The sequence below is a fragment of the Bradyrhizobium sp. AZCC 2262 genome (genome assembly GCF_036924535.1).
Taxonomy (GTDB): domain Bacteria; phylum Pseudomonadota; class Alphaproteobacteria; order Rhizobiales; family Xanthobacteraceae; genus Bradyrhizobium.
The window spans coordinates 2,218,597-2,235,674 of sequence record NZ_JAZHRT010000001.1 but is presented as its reverse complement, the minus strand read 5'-3'; the positions used below and the strand labels follow the sequence as shown (position 1 = coordinate 2,235,674).

Genomic DNA, 17,078 nt, shown 5'->3' with positions numbered 1-17,078 from the left:
GTCAGACTGTGATTGAGAGCGACGGGTCGCAGCTTCAAATCGCGGTCATGCCACCATCGACCGGGAGGTCCACGCCTGCGACGAAACTTGCTTCGTCAGAAGCGAGGAACAAGGCGGCCGACGCGATCTCCTCCGGGCGGCCAAGCCGCCCGAACGGAACGGCGGCGGCGAACTGCGCGCGGGCTTGGTCGGCCCCCTCTTTGGTCGGCGCCTGCTGCTCGAAGATCGGCGTGTCGATCGGGCCCGGGCTGATCGCATTGACCCTAATGCGACGATCCTTTAACTCCGCCGTCCACGTCCGGACGAAGGAGCGCACTGCCGCTTTGGTCGCGCTGTAAGCGGTGAAGCCGGGAATACCCTTGTTCTCGGCGATGGAGGTGATCACAATGATCGCCCCACCATCATTCAGAAGTGGCAGGGCTTTCTTCACCGTAAAGGCCAGGCCCCGCGTATTGATCGCAAACACTTTGTCGAAGCTTTCCTCCGTCGTCTCGGCGAGCGGCTGAGGATCAACGATGCCGGCCCCCGCGAAGAGGATGTCGATCTTGCCCTTCTCGCTGGCGATCCTCGCGTAGAGCCGATCGAGATCGGCAAGTTTGGACACGTCACCCTGCACGCCGGCGACGCTCCGGCCGATCAACGACACAGCTTTATCCAGTTCCATCTGGCGGCGCCCGCTGATGTAGACGAACGCACCCTCTTCAACGAAGCGCTTGGCGGTGGCGAGACCCATTCCGCTGCTGCCACCAGTGACGAGTGCAACTTTTCCTTGGAGCTTTGGCATTGAGATTATCCTCTTTACAAGATGGGAACGGCCGCGCTAGCGCCCGTCGCGAAAACGGCGCGCCGGACGATGGCGACGCGCTCGAAAACGATCGTCCGGCTGCTCAGACGGAGCACATGCCGCCGTCCACGAGCAGTTCGCTGCCGGCGACGAAACTGCTGTCGTCGGAGGCCAGGAACAGCATCGCGGCCGCGATCTCCTCGGGCCGCGCCATGCGGCCGAGAGGAATGTTCGCGGCATGTTTGGCACGGACAGCGGCCGCCTCCTCGGGTGATCTGGTCTCGGCGTCAATCAGCGGCGTATCGCAAGGACCGGGCGTGATCGTATTGACCCGGATGCCGCGATCCTTGAGCTCCATCGTCCAGGTCCGGGCGTAGGAGCGCAGCGCTGTTTTTGAGGCAGCGTAGGCGCTGCGGCCCGGGAAGCCGCGCAGGGAGGCGATCGTGCTCGTCAGGATGATCGATGCGCCATTGTTCAGGAGCGGCAGCGCCTTCTGCACCGTGAACAGCACGCCGCGGGCGTTCGTATCGAAATTGTGGTTGAAGCTCTCGAGGCTGACATCGGCGAGCTTCACGCTGTTGACAGCGCCGACATTGGCGACCACCACGTCGAGCTTGCGGCCGTCGGATGCGATCCTGGCGTAGAGCTGGTCGAGGTCCTCGAGCTTGCGGACGTCGCCCTGCAGGCCGGTGACGTTCCGGCCGATCGAGGCGATCGTCTTGCCCAATTCTTCCTGACGGCGCGCGAAGATATAGACGAACGCCCCTTCAGCCGCGAACCGTTGCGCAGCAGCCAGTCCAATCCCACTGGTACCGCCGGTAATTAAGGCGATTTTGTCTCGTAGTCTCGACATCGTTGCTTCCTCAGTCGTTGGAGTGGGCGCGGCACGAGCCATGCCCTTGCAGAGGGACGAACCTAGAGGCCGTCTGCTGCCACCGCGGTGTCAGCACTGGGACGGCCTGATGGAATAGAACTTATTCCTGGTTGGAATTGCCGCTCCGCAAGCGCACGCCCAACCCGAGTTGCCTAGTTTGCAGCAGGCGGTAAGAGCTTGCGGTCGATCAAGGACTGCAGCGCGCCACGGAATGAGACCTCGGTATCGACCGTCTTTGTGAACCCAGCCTGGCGCAGCTTGACGGTGCTCACGAAGGCCCGCGGCCCTGCTGGGGCACCATAAGCGAACGCGAAGTCCGCGTGCTGGTCTCCTTGACCAACCAGCTCCCGCAGGTTCCGCGAGCGAAGATCGTGCTTCGCGACGAGCTTGTTCCAGACATCGGCGTTTTCTTCGAGGTATGCTGTCACGCTCGTTGGCATGTCCGGGCCGGCTTTGGCGCCGAGGGTTTCGGCGATGGCCGGCCACACATTGCGCCACTCGAACACATCGCCGTTGGTGATGTTGAAAGCCTCGTTCGCCGCCTGGGGTGACTGCGCAGCCCAGACCATCACGTCCGCGACGAGATCCGCATCGGCGGCCTCCCACACGAACGACGGGCCGCCAGGAAAGCCGAACGGTTCATCCTTCTCGCGACGGATTGCCGCGTAGACGCCAATGGCGGGGATAACGTTCAATGCGCCTGGGGTCGGACCAGTGACGAGCTGCGGGCGTAAAGCCGTGTAATTGAAGCCATGCTTGGCACCCATCTCACCCGCATAGGCTTCCTGGTCGAAGAAGAAGTTCGGATGATCGTTGCGGGCATCACGTTCGCGGGCCGGGATAGGGATCGGGTGCAGGTGCACGCCGTAGACCTTCGTTCCCTGCAGAATGCTGATGTGCTGGAAATCGGAGGCGGTGCGCAAGATCGGCTCCACCACGTTGCGCAGCATGGCGTTGTTGGTCTCGATCTGTTCCTTGCTCGACCAGCCAGCGACCAGCTCAGGCTTCTCGTGCAGAGCCGTGTAGGCGATGTGCGTGATGTCAGTCAGCGGCTCGAACGCGGCGCGGGCCTTTTTCTCGTCCCGCAGATCGACGGACAGAAACTGGACGTCGCGGCCGCTAGGCAGCTCGGGCTTGCGGCGTGAAACGCCTACTACCTCCCAACCCGCGGCAAGAAACTTCTCGATCGCGGCGACCCCCAGCAGGCCGCTTGCACCTGTGACCAGCACCTTCTTCGGAACGATCTTGCTTTGATTGTTCATGCTCATGATTCTTGGACTCCTCTTGAAGAGCAGGTTTGCTCGTCGCCGATGCCTATGCGGCCGTCGCGTTAACCTCGAGCCATTTGACGATGCTGGCAGCGGCGTCGCAGTAGAAGGTCCGATAGAGATCTTCGGTTACGTAGCCGATGTGAGGCGTCGCGAGGACGTTCTCCAGCTTCCGGAAGGGGTGATCAGGAGGCAGCGGCTCCACGTCAAATACGTCGACCGCGGCCCCGGCTATCCGGCGCGCCTGCAGCGCTTCGATCAGAGCCACCTCGTCGACGATCGGACTACGCGATGTGTTGACCATTCTCGCCGTCGGCTTCATCAGGGCGAACTCGGGTGCCCCGATCAGCCCTTTGGTACGGCTGCTCAGGACGAGATGGACTGTCACGATGTCGGCCTCGCGGAACAGCGTCTGCTTGTCCACGAGGGTGGCACCGGCGGCGCTGGCTTTCTCCTCCGTGAGGTTCTGGCTCCAGGCGATCACCTTCATGCCGAACGCGACGCCGATGCGCGCCACTTCTGTTCCGATGTTGCCCAGCCCGACGACGCCAAGCGTCTTGCCTTTCAGATTTGCGCCGAGGCTTGTCTGCCATCCCCCGGCCTTGAGCGAAGCGGCTTCCCGGTCGATGCCTCGCATGCTGGCCAAAATCAGCGACCAGGTGAACTCGATGGTGGGTGTGGAGTCATAGCCGGTCGCTGTGACCGCGATGCCGAGATCGGTCGCGGTCTGGCTGTTGATGGACGCGTTTCGCGGTCCGGTCGACGCTATCAGCTTGAGATTCGGCAGCTGCTGCAGGATCTCCCTCGTAAGCGGCGTGCGTTCGCGCATGACGCATATCGCGTCGAACGGGCGCAGGCGCTCGACCACTCCCAAGGGATCGGCAATATGATCGTTGAATACAGTGATCTCGGCGTGCCGCCGGACGGCCGACCAGTCGGCAAGCCGCAGCGCAACGTTCTGGTAGTCGTCGAGGATCGCAACTTTCATGGGCTTTCTCGTTGTTTGGCGGCAAAGAATTCGGCTAGGGCTCCCGCTACTGCTTGAGGATCGTTCTCCATCGGGATGTGGCCGGCCGACTTGATCCGGACGAGCCGCGTTTCCGGGATCTCCCGTGCGTAGCGTTCGGCATAGTCGATCGTCTGAAATGGGTCGTCCTCCCCCCACACCAGAAGCTTGGGCGTCTTTGACTGCAGAAGAGCCGGCAGCATCTCCATGGTGTAGCGGTGGTCCGCGGCGCCCGCGAGCGCCAGCCAGGAGCGGGCAACCCTCGGGTCTGTCCAGGGATCGAGATATTCGCCGATCTCGGCTTCGCTTGCGGGGCGCCCAAGCGCTTTCACGACAGACACGCGGCGCGCGGCCAGTACATCATCCCGCGTCGTCGCGGCGGCCACTACCGGATCCCGAAAGCGAGCAACGCCGGGTACCGGCCACGAATCGTACATGATGCCGTTCACCACGGCCACGCGCGGCACCTCCACGGTTCCTGCGAGCGCGAGATGCTGCGCCACGCCTCCCCCGATGTCGTGGCCGGCGACCATGACCGGTCCCTTGTGCCCGAGCGCTTCGAGGAAGCCCACCAGCCAGGCGGAGAGACGCGGGACTGAAGCCTCGCTCACGGTGAGTTCACCTCCGGAGCGGCCGAAGCCGGGGAAATCGACCGCCACCGGGCGAAGGCCCGCCGCGGCGATACCGTCGAGGACGGGTTGCCAGACGCGGCTCCAATAGGTGCCATGAAGTAGCAACACCAAGGGACCATCCTTCCCCGCAGTCAGATAGCTGATCGGAACCCCGCTGACATTGACGGTCTCGCGCTTCGTCATCGGACGATCCTCTTCACATGGTCCTTGCCGAGCCCCACGGCTTCGTAGTGCCTGGTCGCGTGCTCGAGCTTGGTGAAAACATCTTCGTATCCGAGTGCCTCGCCGTAGGGATCGACGTAGGTGTATCCGCCCGTCACGTGAAAGAGCGTGGCCATTTCCTTCACATCGTCCGGAACGACCAGCGTGTGTGTCTCGCCGGGTGGTTCGAACGCGTAATCGCCTGGCGTCGCGACCCAGTCATGCTCGAGGTAGTGCCATCTTCCGCGCAGCGTGAAGGCGTGCACCGGTCCGGAATGGCGGTGGCGCGACAGCACGCCCGAGGACCGAACCCGAAGGATGTTGATGTAATATCCCTGGCTCACGTTCAGGACGAGCGGCCTGAACGCGACGGTCGGCGACTGCGGGACCCACTCGCGTTCGTCTCCGTCGAGTTCCAGCGCGGAACCGACGAATACATCCGGCACCATGCCTGCGGGCTGGGGCTTCTGGTAGGCGATCTTGCTCTGATCGATGGAACGGCGCTCGGACGCCTGCTGTTGCTTCGATGAGGACGTAGTCGTCATTTTACCCTCCAACACGCAAATGGGACCTCGGGAGATTTGCGGTGCCTTGTCGTCAGACTGCCGGCACTCTTGCGGCGGTCTGTCCGAACAGGATCTTCTTCCCTTCCTCGGTGACGGCGGGACGGCTCGAGTACGGCTCGCCCCTGGCGTAGGCCCGCTGCGTCCCGGGGCGCTGGCGCACCCTGTCGAACCAGCGCCGCAGGTTCGGGAAGTCATCCAGATTCTGCTGCTGGCGCTTCCAGGGAACGATCCACGGATAGGAAGCCATGTCGGCAATGCTGTAGTCGTGGCCAGCGACGAACGTGCGGGCTCTCCAGATGACGGTCGAGCACGCCGTATAGACGGTTCGTCTCCTTTACGTAGCGGTCGATCGCGTAAGGAATTTTGCTTGGCGCGTAGACGCCGAAATGGTGGTTCTGTCCGGCCATCGGTCCCAGCCCGCCCACTTGCCAGAACAGCCACTCTGTCGCAGCCTTGCGGCCGCGTACATCCTTCGGCAGGAAGCGGCCGGTCTTGTCGGCGAGGTACAACAGGATGGCGCCTGACTCGAACAGGCTGATCGGCTCGCCGCCATCAGCCGGCGCGGTATCGATGATCGCCGGCATGCGGTTGTTCGGCGAGATGGCGAGGAAGTCGGGCTTGAACTGATCACCGGCGCTGATATCGACCGGATGGATCGTGTAGTCTAGTCCCGCTTCCTCCAGGAACATAGTGATCTTGTGGCCGTTCGGCGTCGGCCAGTAGTAAAGGTCGATCATTTCGGTCTCCTCGGCTTGGCCAAGTGCAAGGTCGCGAACGCCGCCCCCTACCCCCGACGCAAGGGCGGCCTCGGTCGCGGGTCAGGCGGTGGGCTTCAGCTTGCCCGGTGCGCTCCACTCGGCGCCCTTCATAACGGACAAACTTGCGCATCCGCCGGCGCCGGGGCAGTCGCTCTAAGGCAATATCATTCATTCCTGTCCGGAATGAACGAGACCAGCGGTCTTCGAGCGCTGTATGGCCGCTTCATGTTGGGTGACGCGCACCACATCCTGCTTCAGCAGATAGAACGAGACGGCGAGCAGCACGACGTCCTTCATCAGGAACGGGACGTTGCCGGTCATTGCCGGAAATCCGGCCGCAGGATCCCAGCCCTCCGGCATGAACGGAATGATCGTGGCCGTTGCGATGAAGGTCGCGGTCGAGCCGGCGGCGCCGAGAATTCCGAGCCGCTTGTCCCAGAACCCCGCAAGCAGCAGGGCGCCGAACGTCCACTCCGAGACGCCCAGGAAGTAGCTGGCGCCGGCGTGGCCGAACACCGGATACAGCCACCAGATCAGCGGCCCGTTGCTGATGAAGGGGACCAGTCTTTCGAACTCGTACGGAAACCACTTCTGGTAACCGAAGAAGAAAAACATGATCACCATTGATGCGCGGACCAGATGGTAGTCGAGATCCTCGGTGAGCAGGCCGGAGCGGCGCAGGATCAGGACGAACGGGCTGATTGCCATGTTGAGAATCGCGTTCATTGTCGTAACTCCTTGGGTCGAGCGTCGACATGCAGTCGCTTCACGCGACCGTGGGGAAGTCGATTTTCAGCGTTGGACCACGCCGCCCCCGCCGCGAAGCGAGGACGGCTTTCTGACGCCGGTCAGGCGGCGGGTTTGAGTTTGCCCGGCGGCGTCCACTCGGCACCCTTCATGAAGGAATCGTTCGGTGTATCGGCGAGGTGATTGGTGTAATTCGAGATCAGCTTGGTCGCGGCCAGAACGAGCACATCGAGCACCGCTCGATTGTCATAGCCCGCGGCCTTGAAGGCAGCGACATCGGCCTGGCTCACCACGCCGCGCTGGCGGGTTACTTTTGCGGCGAACTGGCGCAGCGCCTCGAGCTTCGCGTCGGCGATGGGGCGGCCTTCACGGACAGCCGCGATCGCGGCATTATCGACCTTCGCCATGCGCGAAAGGTTGGTATGTCCCGCCATGCAATAGGTGCACTCGTTCTCGTAGATGATCGCGAGATAGACGATGTTCCGCTCCTGCGGCGTGAAGCCCGTTTTCTCGGCAATGCCCCACAGCGTGCTGTAGGCCTCGAGCGCCGCCGGACTTTCGGCGAGAATGCGGTGCAGGTTGGGCACGAAGCCCCAGCCTTTCTGGATGCCGTTTAGAATTTCGGCCGAGGCCGCCGGCGCGGTGGTAGTCTCGTGAAGCGTGAATCCGTTGATCATTTGTCTTCTCCCTTCTTGAGCAATGTGGCCGCACCATCCCCCACTCCCCGACGGTGCGGCAGCCGCGATCTGGCGATATCATTCATTCCGATGGGGAATGGGGACCTTTACTTGCCCTCGTTTGTTCCCTCTTCTTCCCGCGCGCAACGAAAATGGAAAAGCGAGACCCGCGGCATGGAGTAGAGGCGACGTCGATGCGGTGGCCCAGAATTCCGAGCGCGTTGCGCACGATGAAGAGACCGATGCCCAGACCGTCGCATTGTGCGGCATCAAGGCGCGTGAAAGCCTCGAAGATCTTCGGAATTTGTTCGCCAGGAATTCCAGTGCCGGTGTCGTAGACATCGATCCGGACACCCAAACGGGAGTGCCTGCAGCCAAGAAGGACGCGACCTCCCGGCTGGGTGTACTTGATTGCATTGCTGACCAAATTGCGCAGGGCGGCGCCGAGAAGCAGGCCATCGCTTAGTATCGTGGCGTTGGTGGAGACCATGTGGATGCTTACGCCCTTCCTCAGCGCAGCCTGTTGATTCTCGCGGCAAGCCTGCCGGAGCACCTGATGGACGCGTACAGGCGTCAGCTCGACGCGCCCCGCACGTTCTCGGAAGCGTAGCGCAGACAGGATCTGCTCCAGTTGGTCCTTAAGCCGGTCGATCGCACTTTGACCGGACCGCAAGTATCGCAGTTCGGAGCCCGTTCGGATTCCAAGCCCAAGGAGTTCGTGAGCGCTTTGAATAACCTGGAGTGGCTGCCGGAGATCGTATCCGGCTATGGCGAGCAGTACCGTCTCGAAGTTCGATATTCCGTGCGGTGCAGCAGTGGTCGTCATGTTCCAACATACCGGTCGCGTCACGCCAGCGGTTGCCCGCAAACTATCGTTGCGTTCTTCCGTCCCGTTATGGTCACTCATATCGTGCATGCGCGTGCTCTCGCAGATGAGTATCCAGCAAGAACTGATTGAGGGCGAGCATGGCGCGATGTCCGCGCGAAGGCGCGTTAAACGTTCTAAAACGTTGTTAATCGCGGCGGCCGCGCGGACATGCGAACGCCTTATCGCTCCAGAGACGGAGAAAACGAGGCGATCGTCAGATATCGTGGCGATTGCGCAGGATGATCAGCTGGACAATGAATTCATTGTGCGGCGTGAAGTAGAACGCCAAGACAAAGGGATCTGGCAAACCGCGCTTATCGAAATTTCCATCGATATCGGCGATGACAATAAAGCTTTCGTAGTGCCTAACGACTTTCGTAACTGCGATCGTCAGTCGTTCGCCGATGATGTCTCGCTCTGCCCAGTCCCTGATCGCCTTTTTGCCCCAGTAATCACGCAGCTGATCGTTGACGAGCGCGTCGTCTGCAAATGTCACCATTAGCCGCTCCAAATCGAAGCTGTTCGCGGCCTCGACGAATGCAGCAACCAGCGGAGGAAGCGAGATTGGTGCATCGGACGAAGAAGGAGGGCTTGGCATATAGCTTCACGTCCGTCGGGAATGAAAGCACTTTCAACAACATGCCCCAGTTAGTGAGCCTTGGCTCATTGTATGATGTAAAAAATTGTAAATCAGGCCGCTGCTACGATCGCAATTCCAAATCTTCCAGGAGCGTACGGGCCCGCCTGAGATCATCGGTTTGGAAGCCCTCAGTGAAGCGATCGTAGACGAGAGCGAGTTCGCGCCTAGCTTGATCAGGCTGTCCGGCTTCGGAGAGCAAACGGGCCAAGGTTATCGTCGATCTCAGCTCCAGGGCCAGCGCAGATTGGACGCGCGCGGCTTCGATGGCTTCGTTCAGGCAATTCACGACCGATGCCCGGCTGAGCTGCGGCGTGGCCGCAAGGATCTCCGCTTTGATTCGTAAAAGTTCAGGCATGTCGAACGTTGATCCGCAACCTGCCGTGCGCGCGATAGCGCCATTGACCGTGAGGAGGGCCTCCTCCACATGCCCGGTCATGCGCAGGCCCTCGGCCAAGGCTCCCGCAAAGGGCGTAAGCTGAACGTTCAGTTTTTTAGCGGACAGAGTCCCGACCGCACTGCGTAGTAAGTCGACACCGAACACTACGTCATCGCGGGCGATGGCAAGAACGCCCCTCAATCCGAGGCCGGCGGCTCGGTAGGGCTCGATCGAGTGTCGCCCGGCATATTCGACGAGCCGTTCGACGTAGTCTCCAGCGATCTGGAGATCCCCGCTCCAGATAAAGACAGCCGAACCGTAGGTCAGCGCGACGCATGTTGAAAGCGGGTTATCCTGGCCTAGTGCTCCGTCGACGGCTTTTCTTGCGAGACTGCGCGCTTGATCGGAAAAACCGCGCAGCCACAAGGTGCGCGCGAGGCTAATTGGAGCGTAGATGCGATGATCAAACCCGAAGAAGTTCGGGATGACCGTACCGGGCTTGACCGCGCGAGCCATGCCTCGCTCGCCGTAGAGTTGGGCGGCGGCCTGGTCTCCAATGAAATGATAACAAGTGCCGAGCATGAAATCCGCGACTACCATGCCCGTCGGGTCGCCCTCCGCGAAAATTGCAGTCTTCTGCGCAGCCTCGAGCGCGCCACGGAAATCGCCAAGCCGCATGAGAAGCCGATACAGGCCGTAAAGAAGCTGGAGTTGGTGGCGCCGGTCACCGAACATCTCCTCAAGCACAAGACCGCGCTCGATCGCGGCACGAACTTGGTCGACGTCGCCCTGGGTGAACATTGAAGACAGCGCAAGAGCCTCCTGAAGGATCATCTCTTGCCGGGTTCCACGGACGGCGTCATTGAGGCAGGCGAGCGCCCGTTCGCACCACCGTTTACACTCCTCGAGCAGCGATAACCCGATGAACAGAGGCGCCGCCCAGGTCGCGAGTTCCATGCCAACAGCGACATCGCCTCCGTCAGAAAATGCCCATTCGAGCGCCGCCCGCACGTTGCCAACGTGCGAAGCATATCCCGAAAGGTCTCGCTCGCCGAACCTCGATTGTACGATCTCGTCATGCTGGAGAAACCTGGAAAAAAAGTTCGCGTGCCGCCGAGCGGCGCGATTCGCTTCGCCTCGTTCGATCAGCCTTGCTCTTGCATAGGCGCCCGTCGTATCTAGCAGCCGATAATATGTGGGCCCTGTTGCCGAGCTGGTGGATATCAACGATTTCACCAGTAAGCTTTCAAGAGCATCTGTTGAACTCGCCTGGTCCGTCTCCTTCTCGGAGGCTACCGAGCAGGCTGCCTCAATTGTGAAATCCCCAACGAACACCGATAGCTTGCTTAGAACAGCCCTTTCGTGCTCGGGAAGGAGGTTGTAACTCCAATCGAGCATCGCGTTGAGCGTTTGGTGCCGGGGCAGCGCGGTTCGGCGTCCGTGCCAGAGCAAGCTAAAACGATTGTCAAGCAACTCTGCAATTCCACGAATGCCAAGATATCCGGCGCCGCTCGCGGCAAGCTCGATGGCCAGTGCGATCCCATCAAGTCTACGACAGATCGTGGCGACGACCGGTGCATCAATATCGATCAAAGCTGCGCAATACCCCCCCGCGGTCGCGCGCTCCATGAATAGCTGAGCGGCCGGATATCTCAGCACTTCCGCCGCGGTCAGATTGGCATGCTCAGGCGGACAATCCAGTGAATGCAACAAGTGGACACGTTCACCTTCGACACGGAGCGCTTCGCGACTGGTCGTTAGGATGTGTGCTTGCGGCGCTTCGCTGACAATCCGCTCGGCCAACACCGCTGCGGAGTCAATCACGTGCTCGCAATTGTCGAGAACGAGAAGAACCTTCTTCTCGCCGACAAACGCCACAAGACTGCCGAACGGGTCGTTGGCTTGAATCATAAATCCGAGGGCTGAGGCGACAGCCGTTGGGACAAACTGAGGCTTGGTCAGCGCACTCAGATCGACAAAAGAGACTGCGCCGCCGAAACCGGCGACTAACGCATGGGCAACGGATACGGCGACCGTCGTCTTGCCTATGCCGCCGGGGCCGACGATGCTCACGAAGCGTCCCGTCAGGAGCTGCTCCGATACGGCTCGAACGGCTTCATCTCGACCGACCATCCGTGCCAATCGCGGCGGTAGTCTCCACGATTGCTCACTGCCAGCGATTCCTTCGGCCTTAGCCGTCGGCTCTTGCGAGCGTGTGACCGGTGCCACAAAGCAATAACCACGACCGGCAACGTTCGATATGTAGCGAGCCCCATCCTCTCCACCGAGCGCTTTCCTTAGGGTGGCAATCTGAACGCGGAGATTGGCCTCATCCACCGTCACATTTGGCCACGCGATCGAGATCAATTCCCTGTAGCTGACGACCTCGCCAGCCCGCTCTGTCAAGGCGATCAGGACGTCGAGCGCGCGTCCGCCCAGCGGTATCATCTCATCAGCCGTCTTGAGCAGCCTGCCGGCCACGAACAGGCTGAACGGGCCAAAGGAAAGCACGTCCCCGGGCTGAACATTGCGACGACCGTTCATACAAGCATTCCGCGCTCTGGGATCGGCACCGCAGATAGCTTTGCGATGGGGCGTTCCCGGCTAAGGGCTGCTTCGCACCCTCCCACGCATTCTACCGTGCGATCCTTGGTCCGGGCGAGTCGGCGGCCAGGCCAGCACCCCCACGCATCCCGGCACACCTCCGCCACGGAGCGAAATCGCAATGGGAACAATGAGATACAGCACAGGACGATGCGAGGTCGACAAGTTCGGCTGGGCGCTGGGCTGCGTCTGTTGCGTGCGAAAGGCACTTTAGCGCAAGCGCGCCGGACGGATATTCCACACAGGAATAAGCGTTATTGCGAAGATCGCTCTGCCGAAGTCGTCGCTTGCACAGCAATTAAGTCCAGACGCGTTTTTCCTGCGCGTTTTTCTCGCCGGAGGTCTTTCCATGACATCGAGGCACTCGATCGTGATTGCTGAACCGGTTCGAACGGCCATTGGAACGTTCGGCGGTACCTTGAAGGATATTCCGGCCGTCGCATTGGGCGCGGCGGCCATCAATGCCGCTCTTCAGCGGTCCAACCTGCGGCCCGATGAGATCGGCACGGTCGTCATGGGAAACACAGTACAGGCCGGCAACAAGATGAACCCCGCGCGACAGGCCGCGATCCACGGGGGAGTCCCGGTCCAAGTGCCTGCCATGACGGTCAATCGCGTCTGCGGCTCCGGCGCGCAGGCAATCGTCTCCGCAGCGCACGAGATCCTGATGGGCTCGGTGGAAGCCGCCATCGCAGGCGGCATGGAGAACATGGACGCCGCTCCGTACCTGGTCGCGCGCGGCCGATGGGGCCTCCGCCTGGGGGACGGGAGCCTCTACGATAGCGTACTGCGCGACGGGCTCAACGATGCCTTCTCGGACGCGCACTCAGGTTGGCACACGGAAGACCTGGTCACGAAGTTTCAGATCAGTCGCACCGCGCAAGACGAATGGGCGCTACGCTCGCACACGCGCTTCTCTGCCGCGCAGGCAGCCGGAAAATTCGCCGATGAGATCGTGCCGGTTGAAGTTCATGGACGGAAGGGATCGAGCACGTTCCAGGTCGACGAGCATAACCGCCCGGACGCGACGATCGAGGCGCTGGCGAAGCTGAAGCCGGCTTTCCGCGAAGGCGGTACGATCAGTGCCGGCAATGCGCCCGGCTTGAACACGGCCGCTGCCGCGATGGTGCTGGCGGGAGAGGATTGGGCCGACAAGCGCGGTCTGGCTCCGATTGCCCGGCTCGTGTCGTACGGCATCGCTGCGGTCGAGCCGGGCATGTTCGGCCTCGGCCCGATCCCCGCCGTCAGACAGGCGCTGGTACGCGCCGGCTGGACCAATGACGACGTCGAACGCGTCGAGATAAACGAAGCGTTCGCTGCAATAGCTCTCGCAGTCATGCAGGAGCTCAAGCTGCCGCCCGAGATCGTGAACGTGGAGGGCGGCGCCATCGCACACGGGCATCCGATCGGCGCGACGGGCGCCGTGCTGACCACCCGCCTCCTCCATTCGATGCGCCGGGACGGCCTCAAGAAAGGTGTCGTCACGATGTGCATCGGCGGCGGGCAAGGGATCGCTCTGGCCCTCGAAATGATCGCTTGAGGATAACCAAAGGAGCCTTCCATGGTCCTTCTCGTGACAAGCGCATCTGGCGCGAATGGCTCGGGGTACGGCAAGCTCTTGGCGTTCGATCCGGACGGCGAGGCGCTTGGCCCATTCAGTGAGGACGCCAGGATCGTCGACCCGCGCGGACTCGGCGTCTTCGGTTCGCTAGTCTTCGTCAACAGCGGCTCGGACCGCATTCTCGCGCTCGATGGCAAAGGTCGCGTGGCACGCGAGACTGGCGCCATACCCGGGCTGAACCCGGGCGGCGGCAATTTCGGCCCCGACGGCCGATACTATGTCGGATTGCGCGCTGCGCGGACGATCATGGCCTTCGCGCCCACCCTCGATGGATCCGGCGAGGCGGCGCTTCCGAGCGCGGTAGTCCCGTTCCCACGCGGATTTGCCTTCGGAGACGACGGCACTCTCTTTCTGGCGTCCGGCATCGGCCCAGGCGGCGAAGGCGACAACGCTATTTTGGCGTTCGGTCCGGAAGGGACCATCAACTCCTCCTGGAAAGTCCAAGATCCAGTTCTCAGTCCGCTCGACCTCACGATCGCGCCGAACGGAAATGTGATCGTGAGCAGTGAGCGTCCGTTCGGCGCTCCAGATGCAATGACGACCATCCGCGAATACGATCGGAGCGATGGCCGTCTCGTTCGTGTCTTTGCTCCGGATCGCGGGACTGAATTCAGGAAGCCGCGCGGCTTGCGGTTCGGGCCGGATGGAGAGCTGTATTGCGTGGCCCAGGATGAAGTGGTCGCGTTCGATTTCGCGACCGGCAAATCTCTGGGCCCCGTGGTCAGGCTGCCTGGCCTCAATGGCCAGGCCGTGATTTTCTTTGGATAGGGAGGAAAGGATGGACGCATCGGGATCGGTGCAGCGGTTCGCGCATGAGCAATGGCCGTACGAACCGAAATTCAAGCAAGTCAACGGCTGGCGCATGCACTATATCGACGAGGGCGCCGGCGATCCGGTCGTTCTCCTGCATGGCAACCCAGCCTGGGGATTTCTGTACCGGAAATTCATCAAGCCGCTGACCGCGGCGGGCAGGCGCGTGATCGTTCCGGACATGATCGGCTTCGGGCTATCCGAGAAGCCCGTCCGCGAACAAGCCCACACGCTCGACGGCCACGTCGCCAACCTGACCGGCCTCTTGCGACAGCTCGATGTGCGCAACGCGACCATGGTCTGTCACGATTGGGGCGGACCGACTGGCCTCGGGTTTGCCCTGTCAAATCCGGACCGCGTCCGCGCTCTGGTGATCATGAGCACGTGGGCTTGGCCGCTGCCTCCGGCCGAATTCCACAAGCGCATATTTCCCTGGCGCATGATGCACGCGCCCCTCGTCGGGCCCTATCTTCTCGGACGCCACAATGCTCTCGCTGGTCGCGGGATGTATCTTTCGGTAGTCGACCGCAAGAAGTTCAAAACAGAGGCCCAGAGCGTCTATGAGGGCATTCTGCCCGATCCGGCATCGCGCCTGCTCACGTGGACCTGGCCGCGCTGGATACCGTTGGACGAAAGCGCGCGCGGCCTGGCCCGCTTCGAATGGCTCGAGCGCGAGCTGAGGAAGTCGAAACTCCCGACACTGCTGGTCTGGGGTAAAGAGGACGAGGTCTTCGATCACGCGACCTTCGCAACGCGCTTCAAAGAGCTCTTGCCGTACGCCGAAGGACCCGAACTGGTGACGGGCCGGCACTTCGTGCAAGAGGACTCCGGCGAGGAGATCGCCGGCAAGATCAACCGTTTCCTGGACCGCATCGACGGAAGGCAGTCATGACGGAAATTCAAGTCATCGAGACTCCAGCGCTCGAAGGAAAGAGAAGAGCGCTCGTGCTCGCGGAAGACCGCGTCGGGCACTACCCGGAATTCCGCGAATTCTTCGTCAGGCAGTTTTCTCTTGGTACGAACGGGCTCTCGCGCCCCGGATACGTGCAGGCGCCCTCGGGAATGATCTACGCGCTCGTCTTCGTCGGTCGCAGTGGAGAACCGTTTCCCGACGGAATCGAGATCTATGCCCTGCCCGACGCGCTGGAGCCGTTGAATGACTCGGAGGTAGACGCCGATCTTTGGGAATTGCTCAGGTGGACGATCGCGGGCGTCGGCGGCGAATGGCGCGTTGAGGACCTGGATGCGACCGGTCGGCTATACCAGTTGAGCGTGGCCGCGAACGGGTGACGGATTGCGGATCCGCTCCGCTCAATCGGCGAGCGCCGCCAAATCCTTGGCTTCGTGAAGGACGACACCCGAGAGCGGATCGAATTGGCCCGTCCAAGGCTTGCGCGCGAGCACGGCCGCGCACCGGGGTCGCCGCCTACCCACGTCCATGGAAAATGCACCGCAGCAGCACCTCAAAATGAGGCGCGGCGACGACGACGATGCTTGCCACGGCGCTGCCCGTCATCGCATAGGCCAGTAGCGCGTCCCTGGCCGATCTGGACAAGGCCCGGGCCGCTTCGAGCGCGACGGCTTTCGCGCGAGCCGTTCCACGGGAATTGGCTGCGGTGGTTCGGACCGGCATCGTGATCTGGCCTTCGTGGGTGTTCATCGCATCTCTCCTCGGCGGGCTCGGATGCGTACAGAGATGGCCAATTCCCGCCCGGCATGGCAGATAGGGCGGAGCGATATCGCTCATTCCTGCGGAGAATAGGATGGATCGTCTGGCTTCGATGGAGACATTCGTACGGGTCGTTGAGACGGGCTCCTTTTCCGGAGCGGCCCGACAGCTGCGAGTAGGACAACCGGCCGTCTCGAAATCGGTCGCACAACTCGAGGAATATCTCGGAGTCAAGCTGCTGACGCGCTCCACGCGCGGACTAACGCCCACCGAAGCCGGGCTTGGCTATCTCGAGCGCGCCAGGCGGGCGCTTGAAGAAGCGGCCGAGGCCGAGCTCGCCGCGCGCGGAGCGGGAGCAGGTCTCAAAGGACGATTGCGGGTCTGCGCCGCTGTCACGTTCGCACGGATCCATCTCATTCCGATGTTGCCGCAGTTCATGGCGCAGCATCCAGAGCTGGATCTCGAGGTGATCCTGGACGACCGTCAGATCGACCTCGTGCAAGAGGGCATCGATGTGGCTCTCCGGATGGGGAATATGATGGATTCGACGCTGACCGCTCGGCGCGTCGCAAGGTGCAAGCGGCTCGTGCTGGGCACGCCCGCCTACTTCGATCGGGCAGGCACGCCGTCGACGCCGAGTGAGTTGAGCAAGCATCAGGCCGTCGTCTATCTGCAGGGCGAAGGCAGTGTGTGGTCGTTCAGGCACGAAAGCACGGAATTGGCCGTTAGCGTTCAGAGCAGATTGCGGGTGACCGCTGCGGAAGGTGTGAGAGCAGCGGTGCTCGCCCATGCCGGACTGACCATCGCGTCGGAATGGATGTTCAGCCCTGAACTGCGATCGGGCGCCGTACGTACGGTCCTGTCGGAATGGAGTCTCCCGCCACTCGACCTATGGGCGGTGCTTCCGACGGGCCGTGCGGCGACGGCCAAAGCGCGAGCGTTCGTCGCCTTCTTCGAGCGTGCATTCAATGCGTAGG

At 61.9% G+C, this 17,078-nt stretch carries 17 protein-coding genes and 1 pseudogene; 5 read left to right on the top strand and 13 right to left on the bottom strand.

Translation table 11 applies throughout. The annotated features are described in order from the left end of the window. Positions 1-34: 34 nt before the first annotated feature. The 12 genes and pseudogenes from V1283_RS10520 to V1283_RS10465 form a co-directional block, all read right to left on the bottom strand. Positions 35-784 (bottom strand): SDR family NAD(P)-dependent oxidoreductase, encoded by a 750-nt coding sequence (locus tag V1283_RS10520; protein WP_334386401.1) that lies wholly within the window; start codon positions 782-784, stop codon positions 35-37. Positions 785-887: 103 nt separating this feature from the next. Next, positions 888-1,637: an SDR family NAD(P)-dependent oxidoreductase gene (locus V1283_RS10515; RefSeq protein ID WP_334386400.1), complete on the bottom strand. Its 750-nt coding sequence runs from the start codon at positions 1,635-1,637 to the stop codon at positions 888-890. A 173-nt stretch (positions 1,638-1,810) separates the two neighbouring features. After that, positions 1,811-2,926, bottom strand: a complete 1,116-nt coding sequence (locus tag V1283_RS10510; protein ID WP_334386399.1) for an SDR family oxidoreductase — start codon at positions 2,924-2,926, stop codon at positions 1,811-1,813. 46 nt (positions 2,927-2,972) lie between these two features. After that, positions 2,973-3,914, bottom strand: a complete 942-nt coding sequence (locus tag V1283_RS10505) for a D-2-hydroxyacid dehydrogenase family protein (RefSeq protein ID WP_334386397.1) — start codon at positions 3,912-3,914, stop codon at positions 2,973-2,975. Beyond that, positions 3,911-4,747 (bottom strand): alpha/beta fold hydrolase, encoded by an 837-nt coding sequence (locus tag V1283_RS10500; protein ID WP_334386396.1) that lies wholly within the window; start codon positions 4,745-4,747, stop codon positions 3,911-3,913. The genes V1283_RS10505 and V1283_RS10500 overlap by 4 nt, the downstream gene beginning before the upstream one ends. Beyond that, entirely contained in the window at positions 4,744-5,214 is a 471-nt protein-coding gene (locus tag V1283_RS10495) for a 2,4'-dihydroxyacetophenone dioxygenase family protein (protein WP_334393018.1), read from the bottom strand. Before V1283_RS10495 ends, V1283_RS10500 begins: the two co-directional genes overlap by 4 nt. A 148-nt stretch (positions 5,215-5,362) precedes the next feature. Then, positions 5,363-6,068, bottom strand: a pseudogene (locus tag V1283_RS10490) (glutathione binding-like protein). Between the two features lie 189 nt (positions 6,069-6,257). Further along, positions 6,258-6,815: a YkgB family protein gene (locus tag V1283_RS10485; protein ID WP_334386395.1), complete on the bottom strand. Its 558-nt coding sequence runs from the start codon at positions 6,813-6,815 to the stop codon at positions 6,258-6,260. 122 nt (positions 6,816-6,937) lie between these two features. Next, positions 6,938-7,513 (bottom strand): carboxymuconolactone decarboxylase family protein, encoded by a 576-nt coding sequence (locus V1283_RS10480; RefSeq protein ID WP_334386394.1) that lies wholly within the window; start codon positions 7,511-7,513, stop codon positions 6,938-6,940. 82 nt (positions 7,514-7,595) lie between these two features. Next, positions 7,596-8,429 carry a sensor histidine kinase gene (locus V1283_RS10475; protein WP_334386393.1) on the bottom strand — a complete coding sequence of 278 codons (834 nt, stop codon included), beginning with the start codon at positions 8,427-8,429 and terminating at the stop codon, positions 7,596-7,598. A 166-nt stretch (positions 8,430-8,595) separates the two neighbouring features. Further along, positions 8,596-8,880 carry a hypothetical protein gene (locus V1283_RS10470; protein ID WP_334386392.1) on the bottom strand — a complete coding sequence of 95 codons (285 nt, stop codon included), beginning with the start codon at positions 8,878-8,880 and terminating at the stop codon, positions 8,596-8,598. 202 nt (positions 8,881-9,082) lie between these two features. Beyond that, on the bottom strand, positions 9,083-11,941 hold the full coding sequence (locus V1283_RS10465) for an ATP-binding protein (RefSeq protein ID WP_334386391.1): 2,859 nt from the start codon (positions 11,939-11,941) through the stop codon (positions 9,083-9,085). A 409-nt stretch (positions 11,942-12,350) separates the two neighbouring features. Here V1283_RS10465 and V1283_RS10460 point away from each other — a divergent pair, with 409 nt between their 5' ends. From V1283_RS10460 to V1283_RS10445, 4 genes are read left to right on the top strand one after another with little or no spacing between them, the layout of a single operon-like run. Then, positions 12,351-13,541, top strand: a complete 1,191-nt coding sequence (locus tag V1283_RS10460) for a thiolase family protein (RefSeq protein ID WP_334386390.1) — start codon at positions 12,351-12,353, stop codon at positions 13,539-13,541. Positions 13,542-13,562: 21 nt separating this feature from the next. Beyond that, positions 13,563-14,390 (top strand): hypothetical protein, encoded by an 828-nt coding sequence (locus V1283_RS10455; protein ID WP_334386389.1) that lies wholly within the window; start codon positions 13,563-13,565, stop codon positions 14,388-14,390. A gap of 10 nt (positions 14,391-14,400) precedes the next feature. Next, positions 14,401-15,324, top strand: coding sequence for an alpha/beta fold hydrolase (locus V1283_RS10450; RefSeq protein WP_334386387.1), 924 nt, complete (start codon positions 14,401-14,403; stop codon positions 15,322-15,324). Further along, positions 15,321-15,722: a hypothetical protein gene (locus tag V1283_RS10445; protein WP_334386385.1), complete on the top strand. Its 402-nt coding sequence runs from the start codon at positions 15,321-15,323 to the stop codon at positions 15,720-15,722. Before V1283_RS10450 ends, V1283_RS10445 begins: the two co-directional genes overlap by 4 nt. A gap of 136 nt (positions 15,723-15,858) precedes the next feature. Here V1283_RS10445 and V1283_RS10440 read toward each other — a convergent pair whose 3' ends face one another. Further along, on the bottom strand, positions 15,859-16,092 hold the full coding sequence (locus V1283_RS10440) for a hypothetical protein (RefSeq protein ID WP_334386384.1): 234 nt from the start codon (positions 16,090-16,092) through the stop codon (positions 15,859-15,861). 103 nt (positions 16,093-16,195) lie between these two features. Here V1283_RS10440 and V1283_RS10435 point away from each other — a divergent pair, with 103 nt between their 5' ends. Next, a complete protein-coding gene (locus V1283_RS10435) occupies positions 16,196-17,077 on the top strand; it encodes a LysR family transcriptional regulator (RefSeq protein WP_334386383.1) in 882 nt (293 codons plus the stop codon). Position 17,078: the final 1 nt, after the last annotated feature.